Genomic DNA, 23,857 nt, shown 5'->3' on the forward strand with positions numbered 1-23,857 from the left:
GTTGTTTTATAAATGAACTCAAGAACACTTGCTTTAATTGCAGTTGCTATTGCAACTCTAATTTATGGAGTTACTTTTACCATTGCAAAAGACGTAATGCCTTTGCATATTAAACCTTATGGACTTATTTTATTAAGGGTTTCTGGTGCAACTATTGTTTTTTGGATTGTAGGAATTTTCATCAAAAAACAAAAGATTGACAAACAAGATTACAAGAAAATTCTTTTAGCTGCCTTTTTTGGTGTTGGTTTAAACATGCTTACTTTTTTTAAAGGATTGAGCTTAACAACACCTATAAGTGCTTCTGTAATGATGGTAACATCACCAATGTTAGTATTGATTTTTTCTAGTCTTTTGTTAAAAGAAAAAATTATAAACAGAAAGATTTTAGGAATTATAATTGGGCTAATTGGAACCGTAATTTTAATCGTTTACGGAAACAAGTCCGATGGAAATGCAGATAATAGAACTCTTGGAAACTTTTTAGTTTTTATAAATGCAGCTTCTTATGGTTTATACTTAGTGTTGGTTAAAAATTTAATTACAAAATACAATCCCATTGTTTTTATAAAATGGTTGTACCTTTTTGGTTTGCTATTTGTAACTCCTTTTGGTTTCTTAGATTTAATGGAAGTTTCTTGGACAACTATGCCAACAAACATCTATTTAAAAGCTGGTTTTGTGGTACTTTTTACAACCTGTATTACCTATCTGTTTAACTTGTATGGCTTAACAAAATTAAAGCCCACTTCTGTAAGTGTTTTTATTTATTTACAACCTGTAATTGCAACCGTTTACGCCTTATTTACAGAAAGTGATTCTTTAAATTTAGTAAAGATTGCAGCCACATTAATTATCTTTTTAGGCGTTTATTTAGTTACCAAACAAGCAGATAATTCTGTTAAATAAAAACTATATTTGCCATTCATCTAAAATGTTGATTTTATGATTCAATCTATGACAGGTTATGGTAAATCTGTTTTACAATTACCAACCAAAAAAGTAACCATAGAAATTAAATCTTTAAATAGTAAAAACCTCGATTTAAACGTTAGAATTCCATCTTACTATAAAGAAAAAGAACTAGCTGTTCGTAAAAAATTAGCCAGTGCTTTGGTTCGTGGTAAAGTAGATTTTTCTATTAATGTAGAAATGACTGCAGATGAAACTTCTACAACCATAAATCATGGAGTTGTAAAACAATACATTCAACAATTAAGAAATGTGGTTCAAACTGGTACTTCAGATGATGTTGAATTGCTAAAAATGGCTGTAAGAATGCCAGATGCTTTAAAAACGGAACGTGAAGAATTAGATGAAAACGAATGGTCTGAAATTGAAAAAGCAATTAACGAAGCTGTTAAAGAAATTGTACAGTATAGAATAGATGAAGCTGCTTCTTTAGAAGATGATTTTAAAGAAAGAATTAGTAATATAAAAATGTATTTAGAAGAAGTAAAAGCTTTAGATGGAGATCGTATAGAAAACGTAAAAATACGTTTAAAAAAGGCGATTGAAGATTTAAAAGTAGATACAGACGAAAACAGATTTGAGCAAGAATTAATCTACTATCTAGAGAAATTAGATATTAACGAAGAAAAAGTACGTTTGGCAAACCATTTAGATTATTTCTTAGAAACTTTAGCAACACCAGATTCTAATGGTAAAAAACTTGGTTTTGTAATACAAGAAATTGGAAGAGAAATAAATACAACTGGTTCTAAAGCCAATTTTGCACCTATGCAAAAAGCGGTTATTCAAATGAAAAATGAGTTAGAGCAAATTAAAGAACAGATTTTAAACGTACTTTAGCTTACTTTAAAAAAAGCTGAATTTATTTTTCAGCTCTCAATAATAATAACGATGCTGAAACACTTTTCAGCATAACAAAATTAATTATGAAAGATAATTTTGTAGGAAAATTATTCGTCTTTTCAGCACCATCAGGTTCTGGTAAAACAACTATTGTTCGCCATTTATTGGCACAAGAAAGATTTAATTTAGAATTTTCTATATCTGCAACCTCTAGAGAGCCAAGAGGTTTTGAAAAAGATGGTGAAGATTATTATTTTATTTCTCTAAGAGATTTTAAAGATAAAATAAAGGCAGATAAATTTCTAGAATGGGAAGAAGTCTACAGAGATAATTTTTATGGAACTTTAAAAAGTGAAATTGAAAGAATCTGGGCACAAAAAAAACATGTTATTTTTGATATTGATGTTGTTGGTGGGTTGCGAATAAAGAAAAAATATCCAGAAAGAACCTTGTCTGTTTTTGTAAAACCACCAAGTGTTGATGAATTAAAAATTCGTCTAAAAAAACGCAAAACAGAAAGCGAAGAAAAAATAAATATGCGTATTGCAAAAGCTTCTGTAGAATTAGCGACTGCGCCTCAGTTTGATAAAATTATTAAAAATTACGATTTAGATGTTGCTTTAAAAGAAGTTGAGGATTTAGTGAGTGATTTTTTAGAATTGAAATAGAATAAAAAATAGAGAAATAAGAATAGTAAAGAGTAAGGAGTCTTTTTTCTTTTCTCTTTTTTCTAATATCTTTTAGAGAATGAGTAAAATCGGTTTATATTTTGGTACTTTCAATCCAATTCATGTTGGCCATTTAATTATTGCCAATTATATGGTAGAAAATTCAGATTTAGATGAAATTTGGATGGTAGTAACACCTCATAACCCTTTTAAAAAGAAAAGTTCTTTGTTAGAAAATCATCACAGGTTTGAGTTGGTATACAGAGCTACAGAAAATTATCCGAAAATTAAACCTTCAGATATCGAGTTTAAATTACCTCAACCCAATTATACTGTACATACATTAGCACATATTTCTGATATTTATCCAAATAAAGAATTTTGTTTAATAATGGGTGAAGATAATTTGAAGAGTTTTCATAAATGGAAGAATTATGAAACTATTTTAGCCCATCATCACATCTATGTATATCCAAGAATTGCAGAAGGTATTGTAAAGCATCAATTTAAAAATCACCCTAAAATTCATAGAGTGAATGCACCAATTGTACAAATTTCTTCTACAATGATTAGAAACGGAATAAAAGAAGATAAAAACATCCAACCAATGTTAACTAAAGAAGTTTGGCAATATATTGATGAAATGAATTTTTACAAAAAATAAAATCACTTTAAAATCGTTGTATATTTGTAATAAATCAAATCATTTTTTGTGGCGAAAAAAAACAAAAAAAAAGGAAAACTTAAACAAAAATTAACAGACAAATATAGATTGGTTGTTTTAAATGAAAACACGTTTGAAGAGCGTTTTTCTTTAAAATTATCTCGTTTAAATGTTTTTGTTTTAGGGGGTGTCTTTTCAATTTTATTAGTTGCTGCAACTATTTTACTTATTGCATTTACACCAATAAAAGAATACATTCCTGGTTATTCATCTACCAAATTAAAATCTGATGCATTAAAAGCCACTATAGAAGCAGATTCTTTAAAAATAAAACTTGCTATTTTAGAAAACTATACAAAAGCAATAAAACCTGTTTTAACAGGAGAAATAACTACAGAAAGTGTAGATTCTATACAAACAGAAACGAGACAACGTTTTATAGATGAAAGCAAGCTAGATGCCACCAAAGAAGATTCTCTTTTTAGAGAAAAAATAGATAGCGAAACTCTTTTCTCTTTACAAAATAATGCTTCTAAAAATATAAAAATTGTTTTTTTTGCACCATTAAATGGATCTATTTCGCAAAATTTTGATGCAAATTCAAAACATTTTGCAGTAGATATTGTTGCTAAAACTGGAGCTCCTGTTAAAGCCACTGCAGACGGAACTGTTATTTTTTCTGGTTGGAGTGCAGAAACTGGTTATGTAATTATTTTAAAACACACCAAAGATTATGTATCTGTTTATAAACACAATGGCTCTTTATTAAAAGAACAAGGCGATTTTGTAAAATCTGGCGAAGTTATAGCTACAGTTGGTTCTACAGGAGAATTAACTACAGGACCACACTTGCATTTTGAACTTTGGAGTGGCAGTTATGCTGTAAATCCTACAAAATTTATAGATTTTAAGTAATGAGCATTAAATCTTTTTTTGCGATTCCGTTTGCTAAATTTGCTACTAAAAAAGTAAATAAATGGGCTAAAAAACCGTTTAAAACACAAGAAAAAGTGTTTAAAAATTTAATTTCTGAAGGAAGTAAAACTGCTTTCGGAAAAGACCATCATTTTAATAAAATAACTACTTACAGTGATTTTATTAAACATGTAAAAGTTACAGATTACGAAGGTTTAAGACCTTATATAGATAGAATGGTTGCTGGAGAAGAAAATGTTCTTTGGACAGGAAAACCACTCTATTATGCCAAAACTTCTGGAACGACTTCGGGCGCAAAATACATACCAATTACCAAAGAATCTATGCCAACACATATCAAAGCAGCAAGAAATGCTTTGTTGTTTTATATTGTTGAAAAAAATGATGCTAGTTTTGTAGATGGAAAAATGATCTTTCTACAAGGAAGTCCAGTTTTAGAAGATAAAAACGGAGTAAAACTTGGCAGGTTAAGTGGTATTGTTGCACATTATGTGCCTCAATATTTATTAAAAAACAGATTGCCAAGTTGGGAAACCAATTGTATAGAAGATTGGGACACCAAAGTAAATGCAATTGTAAAAGAAACCATTAACGAAGATATGTCTGTAATTAGCGGAATTCCTTCTTGGGTACAGATGTATTTTGAAAAATTGATTGAAAAAACGGGTAAAAAAATATCAGAAATCTTCCCAAATTTTAACTTCTTCATTTACGGAGGTGTAAATTTTGAGCCTTATAAAAACAAGTTCGAAAGTTTAATTGGTAAGAAAATAGATTATATAGAATTGTATCCTGCTTCAGAAGGTTTTATTGCCTATCAAGATTCGCAAACCGAAAAAGGAATGTTGTTGCAGTTAGATTCAGGAATATTTTATGAGTTTATTCCTGCAAATGAATTTTTTAATGAAAATCCGACAAGAATTTCTTTAAAAGATGTAAAAATTGGTGTGAATTACGTCATCATTTTAAACACAACTGCTGGTTTGTGGGGTTATAATATTGGTGATACTGTAGAATTTACATCAACAAAACCTTATAGAATAAAAGTTACAGGACGCATTAAACATTTTATATCCGCCTTTGGCGAACACGTTATTGGTAAAGAAGTAGAAAAGGCATTAAATGATGCTATACAAGGCACAAACATTAATATTAGTGAGTTTACTGTGGCACCACAAGTAAATCCAGAAAGTGGTTTACCATACCATGAATGGTTTATAGAATTTGAAAATGAGCCTGATAATTTAGAAGAATTTGCACAAAAAGTGGATGAATCTATGCAAGCACAAAATATTTATTATTTCGATTTAATTGAGGGAAAAATCTTGCGTCAACTTGTAATTAGAAAAGTTAAAAAAGGTGGTTTTCATGAATATATGAAATCTATTGGTAAATTTGGTGGGCAAAATAAAATTCCGCAATTATCTGATAACAGAAAAATTGCAGAGGTTTTACAAAAGTTTTTAGTTTAAAATTAATAAATACATAAATAAATGGGAGGAGATTTTTTATTTTTAGGATTAGCAATAGCCTTAGTTATTGTCTACTTTTACAACAAATATAGAAACAGACGTTAATTAGTAATAGTTTGTCATTCCAAACGAAGTATGAGAAAGAATCTCTTTATCAAAAGATTTCTGAATCGTTCCTTATTTCGAAATGACATATTCATAAAATTTTTGAATGAGTACAATTAGAATTACAAAACAATTTAATTTTGAAACTGGGCATGCATTGTATGGTTATGATGGTAAGTGTAAAAATGTGCATGGCCATTCTTATAAACTTTCTGTTACAGTTTCTGGAAAACCTATTAAAGACAATACCAATGTAAAATTTGGGATGGTTATAGATTTTGGTGATTTAAAAAAGATTGTAAATGAAGAAATTGTAGATGTTTTTGATCATGCTACTGTTTTTAACAAAAATACCCCACATGTAGAATTGGCAAAAGAATTAATGGACAGAGGGCATGATGTTTTATTAGTAGATTATCAACCAACAAGTGAGATGATGGTGATTGACTTTGCAAAAAAAATAAAAACAAGATTACCAGATAACATCAAATTACACTCTATAAAACTGCAAGAAACTGATACAAGTTTTGCAGAATGGTTTGCTAGTGAAAATTAGCTATAAATTAATATCTTTACAAAAAACTTTAGTCATGAAAAATATCAAATTAATTTTTATTCTTTTAATTGCAATTTCTATCGCTAGCTGTAGTAATGGTGATGATAAAACTGTTGCTTTTGATTTTACAGCCGCTAACGTCTCTGGTAATTATACTGTAAAAAGTCTTAATGAAACTATTAATAATTCTGCAATCACTCAAGGTGGTACTGTTGCAGTTTCTACAACTACTAAAGTTGGCGATACTTTTGAGATAAATATATCATTAAGTAGTAATGGGCTTTTTTCTGCTGAAGGGCAACACAGGATTGTAACTACAGAAACACCTGTATCTGGTTCTGCAACTACAAATGCAAAAATTGTTAATATTAAAAACTCTGGGACATTTTCTATTAGCAGTTCAGGAGGAAGAACTATAACTTTTACATCTACTATTGGCAATTTTTTATCAGGAGAGTATAGTGTTAATTTATTTAATGAGAATAATTTAGCTATTAAAAAGAGTTACATCAATAATAAAATAAACATTACAGAAAAAGGTGAGATTACTATTAGTTTTGATAAAAAATAGCACTTTTTATTAGTTTTATTATTTACCATTAAAAGTATTCATAGTATTTGCCAAACCAGCTGTACCAAAAGAGGTAATAATTTTTGCTGAAGTTTGTAAACGTTCAATTAATTGGCTGGTTTCTTCTTTATTCCATTCGCCTAAAACGTAATCTACCTGTTTACCTCTGGCATAATTACCACCAACTCCAAATCGAAAACGTGCGTATTTTTGATGCCCTAATTTTGCTTCAATATCTTTTAATCCATTATGTCCACCAGCAGAACCTTTTGCTTTGAGACGAATTGTACCAAAATCTATATTTACATCATCTGTAATAACTAATATATTTTCTAATGGAATTTTTTCTTTATCCATCCAATATTTAAGTGATTTTCCGCTTAAATTCATAAATGTACTTGGTTTTAAAAGAATAAATGTTCTTCCTTTAAATCGGAAAGTAGCAACATCTCCCAACTTTTCTGTTTCAAAAGTAACATTGTGTTCTTCTGCTACTTCATCAACAATTTTAAAGCCAATATTATGACGTGTATTAGTATACTTATCTCCAATATTACCTAAACCAACAATTAAAAGTTTTTTCATCAATTTTTCTTTAGATTCAAATTTTATACCAAATATTTTAGAAAAAAAATTTCTTAAATTCATTATACAAAAATAAGACAAGTTCTCAACATAAATTCAGCACAACAAAAAAGCGTTACAGGTTTGTAACGCTTTCTTAAATAAATATTTTAAACTAACTATTCTGTTGCAGCTGGTGCAGCTTCTTCAGCAGTTTCTGTTTCTTCATCATCTTCTACAGCCACAGCGTTTCTAGAAGTTCTAACTTGTACAACTACTGTATTGTCTGGGTGCATGATAGTAAAATCGTCATTAAACAAAGAGGTTACAAATAATTTGTTTCCAATTTTTAATTTAGAAATATCTGCAGATATAAAATCTGGCAAATTAGCTGGTAGAGCTTTAATTTTTAATTTACGGTTTGTAAAACGTAAAGACCCTCCATTTAATACTCCTGGAGAAGTACCTGTTAATTTTACAGGAATATTCATTGTAACTTCTTTATCATCAAATAATTGATAAAAATCTACGTGTAAAATTTTATCAGAAACTGGATGAAATTGAATGTCTTGTAAAATTGCACTTACCTTTTGTCCATCAACGTCAATACTTGCAGTATAAACATTTGGTGTAAATACCAATTTTTTAAACGCTTTTTCTTCTGCTGAAAAGTGAATTGGTGTTTCTCCTCCGTATATAACGCAAGGAACCATTCCAGCATTACGTAAGGCTTTAGTTGCTGACTTGCCTACGCTTTCTCTTTTTGATCCTTTAATTGTAATTGATTTCATTACTTTTTTTGTTAATTATTTACATTAAAAATTGTCCACTAATTGAGGTATTGTCTTGCACTTTATGCATAACATCCGCAAATAATGGCGCGCAAGATACTACTTTTATTTTAGATGTAGCCTTTTTTAACGGAATTGTATCAGAAACTATTAACTCAGTTAAACCAGAGTTTTCTATTTTTTCATAAGCGCCACCAGAAAGTATTGGGTGTGTACATATTGCTCGTACACTTAATGCCCCTCTTTCCATCATTAAATTTGCTGCATGCGCTAATGTACCTCCAGTATCAATCATGTCATCTACTAAGATTACATTTTTTCCTTGCACGTCTCCAATTAACTCCATGTGTCCAATTACATTGGCTTTTTTACGTTGTTTGTAACAAATAACCACATCTGAGTGTAAATGTTTAGAATATGCATACGCTCTTTTAGAACCTCCCATATCTGGAGAAGCAATAGTTAAGTTTTCTAATTGTAAACTCTCTATATATGGCATAAAAATAGTTGAAGCAAACAAATGATCTACTGGTTTTTCAAAGAAACCTTGAATTTGATCTGCATGCAAATCCATAGTCATTATTCTGGTAGCTCCTGCAGCTTCTAACAATTTTGCTACTAATTTTGCACCAATTGCAACTCTAGGTTTGTCTTTTCTATCTTGTCTTGCCCAACCAAAGTATGGCATAACTGCTGTAATATGTCTTGCAGATGCTCTTTTTGCTGCATCTAACATTAATAACATTTCCATTAAATTATCTGCATTAGGAAATGTAGATCCTATAATAAAAACGCGTCTTCCTCTAACAGATTCTTCGAACGCAGGTTGAAATTCTCCATCACTAAAATAGGTAGTCTTTACTTTTCCTAACTGAGTATTGTATTCTTTGGCAATTTTTTCTGCCAAAACTGTGCTTTGTCTACAAGCAAATAGTTTTGGTGAAAGCTGATTTGAAGGCATTTAGTTGTTTTTTTAGTACTGTTGTTGTAAGAAAGCAAAAATAGAAATTATTTATTGAGTTTGAAATTAAATTATTGACTTTAAAATAAAATATTTTAATACATTTGCATTCCTATTTAGTACTTGCTCAAGTGGCGGAATTGGTAGACGCGCTGGATTCAAAATCCAGTTTCTTCGGAAGTGTGGGTTCGATTCCCACCTTGAGTACAAAAAAACCTGTAAAATATATTTTACAGGTTTTTTTTAATTATTTATTAAAGTTGTAATTTATTCTATTTACCTCCTAAAAACTTAGGCTTAATAACTAACATAACCCAAGCCCAGTTTTGTGTTCCAGAGGCAGTAGTTTTTGGTATTCCTTTTAACTCATACATCCCATCATTTGCAAACATGTGAGAGTATCCTGCTACTAGAGCATATCCTTTAAACTTCTTTTTATAAACTAAGTCAACCTCAGTTCCTAAAGATTTTTCTCCACTTGGCAATGCTTGTTCACCTCTAAAGTTTAATACTTTTGCCATTAAGCTTGATGTGCTACTTAATTTAAAATTAGCACTTGCATGAATGTCTACCAAGCCAATTGAATTTGCATGATTACCAACATAAAAATAGTCCATAAAACCATTAAATTTATGGTTTGTACCATATAATGGAAAGAAAGCTCCTGTTTCTCCAGCTCCTGCATCATTTCCACTAATAACTTCCAAACCAGTACCTAGTGTTACTTTGTCTGATGTTTTAAAATTGGCATCTAAACCTAGTAAATAAGCTCCTTTTACATTAACATCTCCTTGGCGTTTTCCTGTTTGTAAAAATGCATTTGCTGCCAAGCCAAAACTGCCAGATTTATAGTTTAAGTGAGTTCCTAAAGTTTGTAAATTACTTACTCCATCTGGATTACTATTTACATCAAACTTTTGGAAACCATTATTTAATAACAATACACTTCCAGTTAATTTTTCCCATTTTTGCTTCATGTATAACATTTGCATCGTTTTATAGGAGAAGAAACCAGTGGTTGAATACCCTGTTCCTTGAGAAATAAATCCTGTGGGATGAGAATAATCTTGATTAAAAGCCAACGCAAAATCTAACATAAAGTTATCTTTTTTGTACTTAATTAAAGCTGCATCATGATTTCGCCCTTGTTGCGCCCAATCTAAGCCTCCTAAAATTCTTTGATCATCATAAGATAATACTTGACGTCCTAATCTTGTTGATGTATTTTCTCCTAATTTTATTTCTGCCCAAGCTTGAAATACAGCAAAAGAATTATTTTGATCGTAAGGTAAGATTTGTCTATTTTCTCCCCAAACCATAACGTCTTGTAAACTGATATACACCCAGTAATTGTCCGTCATAAAACCAGCATTTAGTCTTGCTCTTGTAGAAATACCGAAACCAGCGTCTGCTGCATCTGGTATTAAACTTCCAAATCCGTGTCTATATTCAGACCTTGGTCTAAATTCTCCATCTAATGTAAATTGCGCACTTGTATATTGAAAACAAGCTAACATAAGTCCTAAAATTATGTATCGTTTTTTCATTATTTCTATTTTAATTTATTTTTTTGTTTATATATTTTAGTAGTACAAACTTATATTTTTATAGAAGTATATATTATGATAATTCTCATATTTAAGAATTATTATTAAAAAGAATTTTGAAGTATTTTTCAAAAAAAATTACTTTTTATAACGTAATTTACCAGTTTCTATACCTATTGCTGTTTTTGCTAATACTGTAAAAACCAAAGCACCTAGTGCCCAAATACCTAAAGTAACTCCTATTTCTATTCCTGTTGGTGTATATTCTGCAATTTTTCCATAAGGTCCAGGTATAAATCCTGGTACAATTAGTCCAAATCCTTTTTCTATCCAAATAGCAACAAACAAGATGAAACACGCAAAATAAAGTACTTTTAAATTATTTCTTAATTTATGAAAAGTTAAGATTACTGTAGCTAAAACATTTAAAGAAATCGCAGTCCAAATCCAAGGCAACAATGCTGTTTTTCCATCTAAACCAAAGAAAAGATAATAAGCACTTTCACTATGATGTGTTGGTGCATAAAACTCTTTAAATAGTTCTGAAATTAGCATTATAATATTTATTTGAGCAGCAACTGTAACCACCATTGCTATTTTTTTAATGGTTTTATCCTGTACTTTAAACTCTGTAAAGCTTCTAATTACCGCCAAAACCAAAATTATTAATGCTGGTCCTGCTGCAAATGCAGAAGCTAAAAAACGAGGGCCTAATAAGGCATTGTTCCAAAAAGGTCTTGCCTGCAATCCTTGATATAAAAAGGCAGTTACCAAGTGAATACCTACTGCCCAAAAAACGGACAGAATAGCTCCTGGTACATACACACTTTTTTTAGATTCTTTGCCTTGATAATGTCTAAATAAAATATAAAATGGTATTGTAATATTTAGGAATAAGTATCCATTTAAAACTAAAACATCCCAAGTTAACATCGAATTTGGAAAATTAAAAACTCCAATTCCTGGAAGCATGTGCCAGAGTACAGATGGTCCTCCCATATCTGCAATTACAAAAGCCAAACACATAATTAAAGCAGCTACTGCCAAACCTTCGCCAATTAAAACGGCTTGTTTAAAATCGATATCTTTTAAAACATACGTTGGCATTACTAACATAACTGCTGCTGCTGCAACACCCACTAAAAAAGTAAAATTAGAAATATACAACCCCCAACTTACTCTATCTGTCATACCTGTTACACTTAAACCTTCTTCTAATTGAATGGAATAGCAATACATACCTGCTAACATTACAAAGGTTAAAAATGCCATCCAAATATGGTATCTTCTAGAGCCGTGCGTAATTATATCGAAACTATCTTTTATTAAACTTTTAAAAACCTTAAGTCTTCTCATATCATTGTTTTATCAGTTAAAAAAACTTAATCCATGTAATACCAGAACTTGGGTTCTGTACCTAAATCTTCTTTTAACCTAAATACTTTTTTATTTTCTAAAACCCAACGAATTGTACTGTTTGGATCTAATAAATTACCAAAAACACGAGCTCCAGTAGGACAAGCTTCTACACAAGCAGGATTTTTACCAACTCTAGAACGTTGTACACAAAATGTACATTTTTCCATTACGCCTTTTTTACGCATTCTATTTCCTAAGTAATGTTGATTTTTGTTAATCTCTGCTTCTGGAACTTCTGGTTTGCTCCAATTAAATCTTCGTCCATCATAAGGACAAGCTGCCATACAATATCTACAACCAACACACCAATCGTAATCTACAACTACCAAACCATCTTCTTCTCTCCATGTTGCTTGTACAGGACAAACTTCTACACAAGGTGGATTATCGCAATGAAAACATTGGGTTCCCATATAAAAATGACCTTCAGCAGGAACTTCATGGTAATAATTATCATCAGCTTCGTTAAAATTGAAACCTTTTCCGTCTTTCATTTCGTGAATACGGATATATTCCATTTGCGAATTTCTATCTTGATTATTTTCTTCTACACAAGCACTTACACAATCCATATACCCTTGACATTTAGAGATATTGAATGCATAACCAAAAAGCACATCTTTTTCTGCGTTTTTAGAAGACATACTAATGGTTTTACCTGTTCTAATCTGATAAGAACGAACCAATCTATCTACTGTTCCTTTCTTTTCTTCATCAGACATTAGTTTATAATTTCCTTTAAATTGCTCTTCCCAATCTATTTGTGCTTTTTCTTTTGAATCTTTTCCAGAAGTAATACTTGTACAAGATGATACTGCTCCTGCTCCAATTAATAAACTTGCTGTTAATTGTTTAAAAGCAGTTCTTCTATTCATCTTTACATCAAAAACCTGATCAAAACCATCTTTTTTAACCTCTTCTCCAATAGATGCAGTTACAGCAGCTTCTAAAAATTCTTCTTCACTTAATTCTTCTTTGGGTTGATGTGAATTACATCCTCCTTCAGATTTACCACAGCTACAAGAAGAACCCGAAGTTTGCTTATTTTTACTGTTTAAGTTTAGAGAAAACCATTTTTTATTATCGCTCATGCCTTAGTTATTTTCTTTCTAATATTTTTTGAGTATTAAAACGCGCTGGCCATCTACTCTCAAAATGTGGTTTATGTGGATTATGGCAATTAACACAAGTCATTGAAGCTCTTGGTGGTGCCCAACCTCCAATTTTCTTTCCATGTGCGCCACCTTTCCAATCATCAAATTGTTTTGTATGACATTGGCTGCATAATTTATAGCTTCTATTAAAGTCTATTTTTGACCCTGTTAAACTCTTTAACTCATCCATGTTTTTACCATTATGACAAGTTATACAGTTCATAGTATTTGCATCTGCATGCTTTAAAGCAATATCCCAATGTGCTTTTTTATAGTCTTTACTTTGTAATTCGTTTAAAGGTTTTGAATGGCACTCTGTACAGGCGTAAGATTTAATTTGACTTTTTCTTTCGGGAATTAAAAACGAATGTTCTCCTTCCGTTATTTTTATCATCTTAACATTATCATAATAATTTTCTGAAGAAACAGAAACACCATGATAATTTTTGCTTTTTGCTTTTATTTTATCTGTTATACTATGATATTCTTCTTCTTTATGTTTGCAAGATGCAACCAAGACCATCAATAATAAAACTCCTAAAACATAAATTATTCTATTGTTTTTATTCATTTTTAATCTTTTTAATGAAAACACCTATGTCTTTTATTTCTTTATTGTTGACAACGTGACATTGTCTACAATTAACACGTTCTGGGTGTGTAACTCTAATTTCTTTGGGTGCACTTGGTCCTGCATGACATGACAAACAACTTTCATGCAATTGTATTTGATGTGGTATTACTGGTGGGCTTGAAACCAAAGCATTATTTACACCTACTTTTGGAGCAACAACCTTTCTATATTCAAATGGTTTAAAAGTTCCTTTTGTTTTTTCTTCTACATGACATTGTCTGCAATTTACCAATTCTGGATGTGGAGTTACAGGTGCATACGCATTAAACTTTTGAGTAAATCCGCCATTTTCATGACATTGTAAACAGGTGTTTTCGCCAACAGTTCTATCGTTCTTTACAGGATGAGGAATACTTGGAGGAGCTCCATGATATGCTCTATTATTATAGTATGTTTTTAAACTTCGCTCATGATTTTTATCAATAGGCATCTTTGCATAATCTAAAGCAAATTTAGATCTTTTAAAAACTCCTGCTTCAGAAGGTATTACATAAGTAACACTATTTTCTTCTACAGGAATATAAGCTTCTTCTTTGCCTGTTTGATAACTATAATTCCAAACAATTATAAAAGCTATAAATAGAATTACGAATAATGATATGATTCCTAATCTCTTTCTCATGGCTTAGACTTTTTCTATCTTAACTGCACATTTCTTATAATCTGGTTCTTTAGAAATTGGACAAAAAGCATCTAAAGTAACATCGTTAATTAACATATTTTCATCAAAGAAAGGCACAAAAACCTGACCTTGTGTTGGCAAACCTCTTTCGTTTATAGAAGCAGGAAGTATACAAGAACCTCTTCTTGAAGTTACTTTTATTTTTTCGCCATTTCTAATACCTAAAGCTGTAGCGTCTTTTGGATGAAACTCTACATAGGCATGTGGCATTGCTTTGTGTAAAACAGGAATTCTACGTGTCATAGAACCTGTGTGCCAATGTTCTATGACACGTCCTGTATTTAACCAAAATGGATACTCTGCATTTGGTGATTCTGCTGCTGGTTCATAAGGTCTTTGCCAAATAATTGCTTTTCCATCTGGCTTGCCATAAAAATCAAATTCAGATCCTTCTTTGCAAGCTGGGTCGTATTTTGCATTGAAACGCCATTGTGTAGATTTGCCATCTACATAAGGCCAAATTGCTCCAGACTCTTTTTTTAAGACTTCTAAAGGTGCCATTCCATGTTTTTTACCTTCATGAAATTGACGGTATTCATTAAAAATTTCTTCTACGTGGTTTTCTTTAGAATAAGGAAACAACTCTCCATAACCCATACGTTTTGCAACTTCTATAAACATCCAAGCATCTGGAGTAGCATCTCCAGGAGCTTCTACCATTTGATCCCAATGTTGGGTTCTTCTTTCAGAATTTCCATACAAACCAGATTTTTCTATATGCCAAGCAGCTGGTAAAATTACATCTGCAACATCTGAAGTTGGTGTTGGAAATACATCAGAAACAACCACAAAACAAGATTTTTTTTCCATTCCTGGACGAAACCTACTTGTTCTTGGCAAAGAAACTAATGGGTTTACTGCTTGTGTCCATATAAATTTAATATCTCCTCTATCTACTGCCCTAAACATTTCTGTAGCATGATAAGTAGGTTTTGCAGGAATTCTTTCTACTGGAACTTTCCAAATTTTTGCAGCCAATGCTCTGTGTTTAGGATTCATTACCACTCCTTTTGGTAATTTGTGTGTAAATGTTCCTACTTCACGCGCAGTTCCACAAGCAGAGGGTTGTCCTGTTAAAGAAAAGGGACCATTTCCTGGCTGAGAAATTTTACCTGTTAATAGGTGAATGTTATACATTAAGTTATTCATCCAAGTTCCTCTTGTGTGTTGGTTCATACCCATACACCAATAAGAAACCACTTTTTTGTTTGGATCTCCATAAATGGATGCCAAGTATTTAATCTCTTTTGCAGATACTTTGGAGTATTTTGCAACTTTCTCAGGAGAATACTCTTTTAAAAACTCTTTATAAGTTTCAAAGTTTATTTTTTCTGGTTTATCTTTAAAACTAAATTTATCTTCTGTTCCATAACCAATATTGGTTAGTCCTTTACTAAAGTTACAGTGTTTTTCTACAAACGATTTATTAACCCAGCCATTGTTTATAATTTCATAACAAATAGCATTTGCAATTGCCAAATCTGTTTGAGGCTCAAATAAAATAGATCTATCTGAAGCTGTACTAGAACGTGTTGTTCTTGTGGCAAAATCTATGATTTTAGCTCCCCTTCTGTTTTTTTGCTCTAGCATTCTTGAGAACAAAACAGGATGCATTTCTGCCATATTATTTCCCCAAGTTATAAAATAGTCTGCATGTTCTATGTCTTCATAACAACCCATTGGTTCATCTGCGCCAAATGTGGTTAAAAAACCAGCAACTGCACTTGCCATACACAAACGTGCATTACAATCTAAATTATTAGAACCTATTGCACCTTTCATTAACTTAGAAGCAACATAACCTTCTGGAATTGTAGATTGACCAGATGTGTACATTGCTACAGAATCTTTACCATGTTTTTCTATAGTACTTTTCATTTTATCTGCAACAATATCTAATGCTTCGCTTATTGGAGTTTTTACATATCTTCCATTCTTTTTAACCAAAGCATGTGTTAACCTGTCTTTAGACTGAATACACATGGTTTGATGATATCCTTTAACACAAAGCAACCCTTTGTTTACTGATGAGTTTGGGTCTCCTTTTACAGCAACTGCTTTTCCGTTTTCTACTCCAACTAAAATTCCACAACCAACACCACAAAAACGGCAAGGTCCTTTTTTCCATTCTAAATTTCCTGATGGTACTCCTGCAAGTTGTTCATTTGCAAAAATAATTCCTGGAAACATGGTTGCAGCTGCAGTCATTGCAGCAGTAGCAGCCATTTTTTTTATAAAACTTCTTCTACTTGATAATGGTGCACTCATTTGTTAATTATTTTTTGGGTGTATTAAAGCCAGAAACTAAAGCCAATAATTTTAAACTGTCTATGTCTTCAATTTTTTCTTTTAGGTTTTTTTCTTCTTCTGTGTTTTGTGTTTCTGTTACAACAACAAGAACTTCTTTATTTTCAGCAGGAATTACATCACATTCTTTTATATAAGCTAAAGCTTTTATGAGTTCGTTTTTTTTTCCTTCTACTGGATGAGCTAAATAACTAGTTATTGGCATAAACTATTTTTCATAAATTTAAAACAAAAATCTTTATTTTTTTGAATAAAATTTATGACATTTATCATAAAAACACTGTTTGTATGTATTCTAAATAATAAAAAGGTGTCTTTTATGATAAAACCAAAAAAACCAGCTAAGTAATGGCTTGTTTAATAAGTGCCAAATTTTTATCAGAAAATGTAAGTTTTAATGCTGCTGAATGCCCCTTAGTAGACATTTTTACCCATGTTTTTTTTAAGATATCTATAACTTTTTCATCATTGTGTTTTGCTGCAAATTCCTCAAAATAAAAATTTAGAAAAACAAGACAAGTTACATCTTCTAAAGTTTGAGACTCTTCGTTTTTCTTTAATTTCTTTTTAAGGATTATAGATTTAACTCTAGCAACATACTCTGTATCAAAACCAACATCTAACAAAATTTCTCCTGTTAAATTTGCATGCATTTTCTTTAGAGATTCTCTCCATTTTAAATACCCAACTCTATCCATTGGGTATTCTTTTCTCTGAATTTTCCATCTACAAATATGCTGTGCTCTTGCTGCAATTTGTAATGCTTTAGATGCATTGGGCATAAATTGCAGCAACATTCTTGTCATTCTATGAGCGTATAAAAGTTCTTTTGCATACTCAAAACCAGTAACTTTATAAGTGTTTGGGTCTTCAGCATTTTTTTTATCAATAATTGCTATGGCAGTTTCGAATCTAGTTGGCTTCATTTTTTTTGTATGTACTAAATATACACATTTACTTGTTTTATTTTCACCCTTGTTTTAATATCTTTGAAAAATCCTCTAAAATAAAACAAAAATGGACGAATTTATCCTTTACTTTAAAATGGGTCTTAACCATGTGTTAGACTTTTCTGCTTACGATCATATCTTATTTTTAATTGTCTTAGCTGTTGTTTTTAGCTTTAATCAATGGAAAAAAGTACTGTGGTTGGTTACTTTATTTACAATTGGGCATTCTGTTACTTTGGCACTTTCTGCTTACGGAATTCTAAGAGTAGATATGAAATTGATAGAATTTTTAATTCCTGTTACTATATTTATTACTGGTGTTATTAATGTTTTTACCGCTAAAAAATCATCTTATGGTAAAGAAAATACAAATTTAATTTTCGCAGTTTTTTTTGGTTTAATTCATGGATTGGGTTTTTCTAATTATTTTAAAATGATGGTGGGTAAAGAAGAAGATAAACTTTTTCCTTTATTAGAATTTGCCTTGGGTATAGAAGCCGCCCAAATTATTATTGTTTTGGGTATTTTAATTATTGGAACATTGCTTCAAAACTTTTTTAGAGTTACCAAAAGAGATTGGATTTTAGTTTGCTCTTCTATAGTAATTGGTTTTGCTATACAAATGATGATAAATCGTGTTTTTTGGTAAAATTTTTCCACGAATTTTAAAATCTAAGACAATTTGTGATTTCGTGGCTAAATTTTCTTTGAATTTCTATGAACTATTTTATCGTAAAAACGAAAATCTAAATTTTGTCTATTTATTAACGTCATAATTCTTTAAATCTTTTTACTTTCGTTCTGATGACAGAAAAGAAACAATTAAAATATGACAGAGCTTACTTAAAAATGGCTCGAGAATGGGGGAAATTATCACACTGTAAAAGAAAACAAGTAGGAGCTTTAATTGTAAAAGGAAGAATGATTATTTCTGACGGTTTTAATGGAACTCCAACAGGTTTTGACAATTGTTGTGAAGATGAAGAAGGTTTAACAAAATGGGAGGTTTTACATGCAGAAGCAAACGCCATTTTAAAAGTGGCAGCCTCTACACAATCTGCAGACGGAGCTACATTATACATTACATTATCTCCTTGCACACAATGCAGCAAACTTATTCATCAAGCAGGGATTGAAAGAGTGGTCTATGCAAACGCATACAGAGATACTTCTGGAATTGATTTTTTAAAAAAAGCAGGTGTTAAAGTAAATCATTTACCTTATGAAGAATAAAAATAATTTTCCAATTTATTTTTCTTTAGCAGTTGTTTTCGGAATTTTAATCGGAATTTCTTTTAACGGAACTTCTTCTAGTGTTTTATCCTTATCTAAAAATGCATCGCAAGAAATTAAAATAAAAAGACTTATCAATTTTATTGAGCGTGATTATGTAGACAAGGTAAATACAGATAGCTTACTAGATGGTGCCATTAATGAAATGTTGGGCAAATTAGACCCACATTCTGTTTATATTCCCAAAGAAAATCAACAAGCCAACATAGAAAATATGCAAGGAAATTTTGTTGGAATTGGTGTGCAATTTAGAATGATAAATGACTCGATTACTGTAATTCAACCCATAAAAGGTGGCCCAAGTATTAAAGCTGGTATTAAAGCTGGTGATCGAATTTTAATGGCAAATAAAGATACTTTGTTTGGTAAAAACATGTTTAGTAACAAAGTGCCAAATTATTTAAAAGGTAAGCCCAACACCAAGGTTGCACTTCAAATTTATAGAAAAAGTAACGACTCTCTTTTTACAATAAATATTACTCGCGGAAAAGTAAATATTAAAAGTGTAGACTTGGCTTACATGATTAATGACACAGTAGGTTATATAAAATTAGATCGATTTGCTAGAAACACTTACAGAGAGTTTAAATCTTCTTTAACTACTTTGATTGATGATGGAATGACGGATTTAGTCTTAGACTTAAGAGGAAATGGAGGTGGATTTATAGACATTGCAAACAGTATTATTGATGAATTTTTAGAAGATGATAAATTGATTGTCTTTACAAAAAATAATAAAGGAGAAATTGATGAATCTTATGCAACCTCAAAAGGAAGTTTTGAAAACGGTGGTTTGTATGTTTTAATTGATGAAAACTCAGCATCAGCATCAGAAATCGTAGCAGGAGCATTACAAGATAATGATAAAGGAACAATTATTGGGCGTCGTTCTTTTGGTAAAGGTTTGGTACAAATAGAAATGGATTTGGGTGATGGCTCTGCAGTACGTTTAACAACTGCACGTTATTACACTCCAACAGGACGTTCTATTCAGAAACCATACTCAAAAAACGGAAAAAGTAATTACTATCAAGACTACCAAAAAAGAATTTCTAGTGGAGAGTTATTAAGTAAAGACAGTATAAAAGTGGTAGATTCTTTAAAATTTAAAACACCCAATGGAAAAGTGGTTTATGGAGGTGGAGGTATTATTCCTGACGTTTTTGTAGCCATAGATACTACTTCTTATATGTCTAACTTCTATTTTAACACCATTAATAATTTTGCTTTTGATTACGTAGATAACAATAGAAAAGACTTACAAAAATGGACTATAGATAGTTTTATAGATGAATTTGATACTGACGAAAAAATATTTGACACTTATATTTCCAGTATTAAAGACAAAGCCAAACCATCTTTTAAAACAAAACAAAGCCTAAAAAAATATTTAAAAGCATCTATTGCAAATACACTTTTGGGTGATGTTGGTTTTTACAGAATTATACATCAAGATGATAAAATGCTGCAAAAAGTCTTAGAGTTGGAAAGTAAAGATGAATAACGTTTCTTTGTACCAATGATTTCTATAACTACATCTGCAAATAAAAAAGTATATTTTGCCTCAGATCAACATTTAGGAGCGCCTACACAAGAGGCCAGTTATCCTCGTGAGAAAAAATTTGTAGCTTGGTTAGATGCAATTAAAAAAGATGCAGAAGCTATTTTTTTATTAGGAGATTTATTCGATTTTTGGTTCGAGTATAAAACAGTTGTGCCAAAAGGGTTTGTTAGAGTTTTAGGAAAATTAGCTGAAATTAGAGATAGTGGAATTCCTATTTATTTCTTTATTGGTAATCATGATTTATGGATGAATGATTATTTTGAGAAAGAGCTCAACATTCCTGTATATCATGCTCCACAAGAATTCCTCATCAACAATAAAAAATTTCTTATTGGTCATGGAGATGGTTTAGGACCTGGAGATAAAGGTTATAAACGCATGAAAAAAGTATTTACGTTTCCTTTATTTAAATGGATGTTTAAGTGGTTACATCCAGATTTAGGCGTAAAATTAGGACAATATATGTCTGTTAAAAACAAACTAATTTCTGGTGATGAAGATGCAAAATATTTAGGGGACGAAAACGAATGGTTGGTTTTGTATTGCAAGCAAAAGCTAACAGAAAAACATTACGATTATTTTATTTTTGGTCATAGACACCTCCCCTTAGAAATTGAATTGCAAGAAAATAGTAAGTATATTAATCTTGGAGATTGGATACAGTATTTTACTTATGGGAAATTTGAGTCTAGTTTTAAGCTATTAGAATATAAGGACTAAAAAACTATTTTTCTAATTCTATAAATTTTTCCTCAAAAATAAAATCACCTTCGGAAGTTATACCTTCAATAAAAATTCTAATATTATTGGGTTGATTGTTATGAAACTTAAAGTTTAAACTTCCATTTTTATCAATTTTAGTTACAGGTAACCAATCTATTGTACCATAATTATTATAAAATTTACTATTGTGACTTTGGTAAACTGGCCTGTAAAATTTTTTAGACTCACTAAAAGTTATTGGAAACTTAAATTGTTGAGTTGTTTTGTTTTTCCTTGAAGACATTTTAAACGGATTTGTTACTATTCTTATAGTACCATTACCACCTCTTAAACCTTCACCTGTTCCTAACCTATTGATCTCTATATAATCAATATTATCCATTGTTAACCAAGATAATTGATTTAAATCTATAATTTGTCTACCATCAATAAAAACTGTAGGTGTACCTCCCCCATTTAAAGTACTAACAATTCTGTTAGATAACAAGACTTCATTGGTAAAAGGAACTCTTTCTGAATAAAAACCTTTTGTGGTTAAGAAACTAAAAATATCAAAATTATTGAACATACTTTTATCATCTATAAAATACACTCTTCCAAAAGAATTATTTTTAATTTTTTCTATTCTTTCTTTTTCTAAGTCTACTTTTAAAACTATTTCATTTAATTTTTGAGTTTGCTTTAAAGAACTTTTTACTAATTTCTCATTTATAAATTTTTCGGAACCATAATAAAATGGTTTTATTATTAGGTCATTTTTAACTAATTCGGTTTTTCTAAAATTGTTTAAAGAAAATTGTATGTATAAAGAAGAAGCTAATAATCTTCCTTTTCTGTTTAATTTAGATATATGTAGGCGATCATTTTCTTTCGGAAAATATTGTAAAGAATTGAAAGCACTTATTTCTTTTTCTATATCTATAATTTCTGCGCCCCTATTTCCTAACCTATGTATTAATAGTTGAGTACCTTTTTTATTATTTGGTAGATTAATTTTTAAATTAATTCCTTTTTCAAAAGCAAAATTTATTGGTGTTTTTTCTTTAAAAATATCATACCAATTGTAGCTACTCCAACCTTGAGTAAGTAAAAGGTTATCTAAATCATATTGTTTTCTTTGTGTAATATCTTTAAAGTAATAATCTGCATTTTCAATTTTTCCATTTATATATGGTTGTATCAAAACTTGTGAAATAATATTGCTGTTCTTTGTGTAAGATTTTGTTGCTGCAGGTAATACAGAAATACTAACGTTATTAAAACTTGACTCTTTTAAATTTTTATATTTGATTGTTAATGAGATTGAATCTGAGTTATCTAAAATATTATAAGGTTTTGAACTTTTTAAAAATGATATTCTATCATAGTTGAAAAATAGTCTTTCTGCAATTGGTTTATTTTCTTCATTAAATAAAGTAAAAATATTTGTACCAGATAATATTTTTTTTAAAGATATTCTTTTTGACACAATCTCTTTATTAGAAAAGTTAAACTTAAAAACCCCTAACTTATTACTATTATAGTTTGCTACTGTAAATTCTTTATTCTTTAAATCTTTTAAAGTTTTTTTATTGGTAATTAAAGAGAGTATTATATGCTCTTTTAGTTTAGTTATTTTAATATTTACCCCTTTTAACTCAATTTTTTTGTTTATTAGGTAGGTATATTTTTTACCTTTATAAACTATTTCTGCTCTATATTTTGTATTTAATTTTGGCAAAAAAGAATATCTACCCATACCTAATGTATTCAAAGAAAAAGAAGAAATTTCGTTATTTTTATCATCAAGAATTTTACCTTTTAAATTTCCAACTCCATTGCCCAAACTATCTTTTGCAATTACCCCTATTGTTGTAATAACATTATTTACAATATGACCCCCTTCTGGTAAAAACTGTAGATCTAATTTTGAACCAGATTTTATTTTTTTTATAATATCTTCTTTCTCTAAATCTATGACTTTAAAAGATTGCACAAAATAATTTTGTTGCTTAAAATTGAGCATCCAGTTCGTATAAGCTTTAAAAGTATAATTTTCTGATGTAAATGTAGAATCTATATCAAAAACATTAGATGCAATTCCTTGCTTGACTTCTAATAGTTTCTGTTTGATTACTTTATCATTTTTATCTGTAATCACGCAGTACAAATTTTTTGTAATTACAGATGGTTTATGATTTTTTTTATTAAAAACATAAGAAGTAAAACCAATAGATTCTCCTTTTAAATAAGTGGATTTATTAAGGTGTGTATAAACAACTTCTTGATACAATTTTGAATATTTCAAAAAAGAGGAATCTATTTTTTTATCATTAAATTCTTTTTGAGCCAAAGAACTCTTGGTATTGAATATTAAAAAACACAAAAATGTTGTTCTGAGAATTGCAATAATGTAGTTTTTTTTCATTCTTCTATTTTTTTTAAGTAAATATTCATCAACAATTATACCATAAAATTGTAAATATATTTAAATCATAGCCA

The 23,857-nt window shown here is 30.1% G+C and carries 24 protein-coding genes and 1 tRNA gene; 13 read left to right on the top strand and 12 right to left on the bottom strand.

The genetic code is table 11. The annotated features are described in order from the left end of the window. Window positions 1-12 precede the first annotated feature (12 nt). From ACY2RW_RS02650 to ACY2RW_RS02685, 8 genes are all read left to right on the top strand, one after another. On the top strand, window positions 13-909 hold the full coding sequence (locus ACY2RW_RS02650) for a DMT family transporter (RefSeq protein ID WP_490121146.1): 897 nt from the start codon (window positions 13-15) through the stop codon (window positions 907-909). Between the two features lie 36 nt (window positions 910-945). After that, complete coding sequence (locus ACY2RW_RS02655) at window positions 946-1,812, top strand: YicC/YloC family endoribonuclease (RefSeq protein ID WP_490121147.1); 867 nt, start codon at window positions 946-948, stop codon at window positions 1,810-1,812. A gap of 86 nt (window positions 1,813-1,898) precedes the next feature. Then, window positions 1,899-2,483: a guanylate kinase gene (gmk, locus tag ACY2RW_RS02660; protein ID WP_490121148.1), complete on the top strand. Its 585-nt coding sequence runs from the start codon at window positions 1,899-1,901 to the stop codon at window positions 2,481-2,483. A gap of 79 nt (window positions 2,484-2,562) precedes the next feature. After that, window positions 2,563-3,147, top strand: a complete 585-nt coding sequence (gene nadD / locus ACY2RW_RS02665) for a nicotinate (nicotinamide) nucleotide adenylyltransferase (protein WP_490121149.1) — start codon at window positions 2,563-2,565, stop codon at window positions 3,145-3,147. 48 nt (window positions 3,148-3,195) lie between these two features. Then, window positions 3,196-4,062, top strand: coding sequence for a M23 family metallopeptidase (locus ACY2RW_RS02670; RefSeq protein ID WP_490121150.1), 867 nt, complete (start codon window positions 3,196-3,198; stop codon window positions 4,060-4,062). After that, window positions 4,062-5,555: a GH3 auxin-responsive promoter family protein gene (locus ACY2RW_RS02675; RefSeq protein WP_490121151.1), complete on the top strand. Its 1,494-nt coding sequence runs from the start codon at window positions 4,062-4,064 to the stop codon at window positions 5,553-5,555. The genes ACY2RW_RS02670 and ACY2RW_RS02675 overlap by 1 nt, the downstream gene beginning before the upstream one ends. Window positions 5,556-5,766: 211 nt before the next feature. Beyond that, entirely contained in the window at window positions 5,767-6,216 is a 450-nt protein-coding gene (locus tag ACY2RW_RS02680; RefSeq protein ID WP_490121152.1) for a 6-pyruvoyl trahydropterin synthase family protein, read from the top strand. Window positions 6,217-6,250: 34 nt separating this feature from the next. Next, window positions 6,251-6,787, top strand: a complete 537-nt coding sequence (locus ACY2RW_RS02685) for a hypothetical protein (RefSeq protein ID WP_490121153.1) — start codon at window positions 6,251-6,253, stop codon at window positions 6,785-6,787. A gap of 18 nt (window positions 6,788-6,805) precedes the next feature. Here the strand turns inward: ACY2RW_RS02685 and pth are convergent, their stop codons facing one another. The 3 genes from pth to ACY2RW_RS02700 form a co-directional block, all read right to left on the bottom strand. Next, on the bottom strand, window positions 6,806-7,435 hold the full coding sequence (gene pth / locus ACY2RW_RS02690) for an aminoacyl-tRNA hydrolase (protein WP_490121154.1): 630 nt from the start codon (window positions 7,433-7,435) through the stop codon (window positions 6,806-6,808). 95 nt (window positions 7,436-7,530) lie between these two features. Further along, complete coding sequence (locus tag ACY2RW_RS02695) at window positions 7,531-8,142, bottom strand: 50S ribosomal protein L25/general stress protein Ctc (protein ID WP_490121155.1); 612 nt, start codon at window positions 8,140-8,142, stop codon at window positions 7,531-7,533. A 19-nt stretch (window positions 8,143-8,161) separates the two neighbouring features. Beyond that, on the bottom strand, window positions 8,162-9,103 hold the full coding sequence (locus ACY2RW_RS02700; protein ID WP_490121156.1) for a ribose-phosphate pyrophosphokinase: 942 nt from the start codon (window positions 9,101-9,103) through the stop codon (window positions 8,162-8,164). A 125-nt stretch (window positions 9,104-9,228) separates the two neighbouring features. Here ACY2RW_RS02700 and ACY2RW_RS02705 point away from each other — a divergent pair. Beyond that, a tRNA-Leu gene (locus ACY2RW_RS02705) sits at window positions 9,229-9,310 on the top strand. A 65-nt stretch (window positions 9,311-9,375) separates the two neighbouring features. Here the strand turns inward: ACY2RW_RS02705 and ACY2RW_RS02710 are convergent. The 8 genes from ACY2RW_RS02710 to ACY2RW_RS02745 all read right to left on the bottom strand — a co-directional run bounded on the left by ACY2RW_RS02710 (window position 9,376) and on the right by ACY2RW_RS02745 (window position 17,772). After that, the gene (locus ACY2RW_RS02710; protein ID WP_490121157.1) at window positions 9,376-10,650 is read right to left on the bottom strand and encodes an alginate export family protein; all 1,275 of its coding nucleotides are present in this window, start codon (window positions 10,648-10,650) and stop codon (window positions 9,376-9,378) included. A gap of 138 nt (window positions 10,651-10,788) precedes the next feature. Then, a complete protein-coding gene (gene dsrP, locus ACY2RW_RS02715) occupies window positions 10,789-12,006 on the bottom strand; it encodes a sulfate reduction electron transfer complex DsrMKJOP subunit DsrP (protein WP_490121158.1) in 1,218 nt (405 codons plus the stop codon). 26 nt (window positions 12,007-12,032) lie between these two features. After that, on the bottom strand, window positions 12,033-13,160 hold the full coding sequence (locus ACY2RW_RS02720; RefSeq protein WP_490121159.1) for a 4Fe-4S dicluster domain-containing protein: 1,128 nt from the start codon (window positions 13,158-13,160) through the stop codon (window positions 12,033-12,035). 7 nt (window positions 13,161-13,167) lie between these two features. Then, window positions 13,168-13,794 carry a cytochrome c3 family protein gene (locus ACY2RW_RS02725; RefSeq protein WP_490121160.1) on the bottom strand — a complete coding sequence of 209 codons (627 nt, stop codon included), beginning with the start codon at window positions 13,792-13,794 and terminating at the stop codon, window positions 13,168-13,170. Then, window positions 13,787-14,479, bottom strand: coding sequence for a nitrate reductase cytochrome c-type subunit (locus ACY2RW_RS02730; RefSeq protein WP_490121161.1), 693 nt, complete (start codon window positions 14,477-14,479; stop codon window positions 13,787-13,789). Before ACY2RW_RS02730 ends, ACY2RW_RS02725 begins: the two co-directional genes overlap by 8 nt. Window positions 14,480-14,482: 3 nt before the next feature. Continuing rightward, the gene (locus tag ACY2RW_RS02735; protein ID WP_490121162.1) at window positions 14,483-16,807 is read right to left on the bottom strand and encodes a molybdopterin-dependent oxidoreductase; all 2,325 of its coding nucleotides are present in this window, start codon (window positions 16,805-16,807) and stop codon (window positions 14,483-14,485) included. Between the two features lie 7 nt (window positions 16,808-16,814). After that, window positions 16,815-17,051, bottom strand: coding sequence for a chaperone NapD (locus tag ACY2RW_RS02740; RefSeq protein ID WP_490121163.1), 237 nt, complete (start codon window positions 17,049-17,051; stop codon window positions 16,815-16,817). Between the two features lie 136 nt (window positions 17,052-17,187). Further along, window positions 17,188-17,772, bottom strand: coding sequence for a DUF4202 domain-containing protein (locus ACY2RW_RS02745; protein ID WP_490121164.1), 585 nt, complete (start codon window positions 17,770-17,772; stop codon window positions 17,188-17,190). Between the two features lie 91 nt (window positions 17,773-17,863). Here ACY2RW_RS02745 and ACY2RW_RS02750 point away from each other — a divergent pair, with 91 nt between their 5' ends. From ACY2RW_RS02750 to ACY2RW_RS02765, 4 genes are all read left to right on the top strand, one after another. Beyond that, window positions 17,864-18,445, top strand: coding sequence for a HupE/UreJ family protein (locus tag ACY2RW_RS02750; RefSeq protein WP_490121165.1), 582 nt, complete (start codon window positions 17,864-17,866; stop codon window positions 18,443-18,445). Window positions 18,446-18,600: 155 nt separating this feature from the next. Continuing rightward, window positions 18,601-19,029, top strand: a complete 429-nt coding sequence (locus ACY2RW_RS02755) for a deoxycytidylate deaminase (protein WP_490121166.1) — start codon at window positions 18,601-18,603, stop codon at window positions 19,027-19,029. Next, the gene (locus ACY2RW_RS02760; protein WP_490121167.1) at window positions 19,019-20,593 is read left to right on the top strand and encodes a S41 family peptidase; all 1,575 of its coding nucleotides are present in this window, start codon (window positions 19,019-19,021) and stop codon (window positions 20,591-20,593) included. Before ACY2RW_RS02755 ends, ACY2RW_RS02760 begins: the two co-directional genes overlap by 11 nt. Before the next feature lie 15 nt (window positions 20,594-20,608). After that, a complete protein-coding gene (locus ACY2RW_RS02765; RefSeq protein ID WP_490121168.1) occupies window positions 20,609-21,373 on the top strand; it encodes a UDP-2,3-diacylglucosamine diphosphatase in 765 nt (254 codons plus the stop codon). A gap of 4 nt (window positions 21,374-21,377) precedes the next feature. On the opposite strand, the gene ACY2RW_RS02770 is transcribed toward ACY2RW_RS02765, so the two are convergent. Further along, the gene (locus tag ACY2RW_RS02770; protein WP_490121169.1) at window positions 21,378-23,783 is read right to left on the bottom strand and encodes a hypothetical protein; all 2,406 of its coding nucleotides are present in this window, start codon (window positions 23,781-23,783) and stop codon (window positions 21,378-21,380) included. Between the last annotated feature and the right edge of the window lie 74 nt (window positions 23,784-23,857).

It is taken from the genome of Polaribacter sp. 2305UL8-11 (assembly GCF_058147165.1).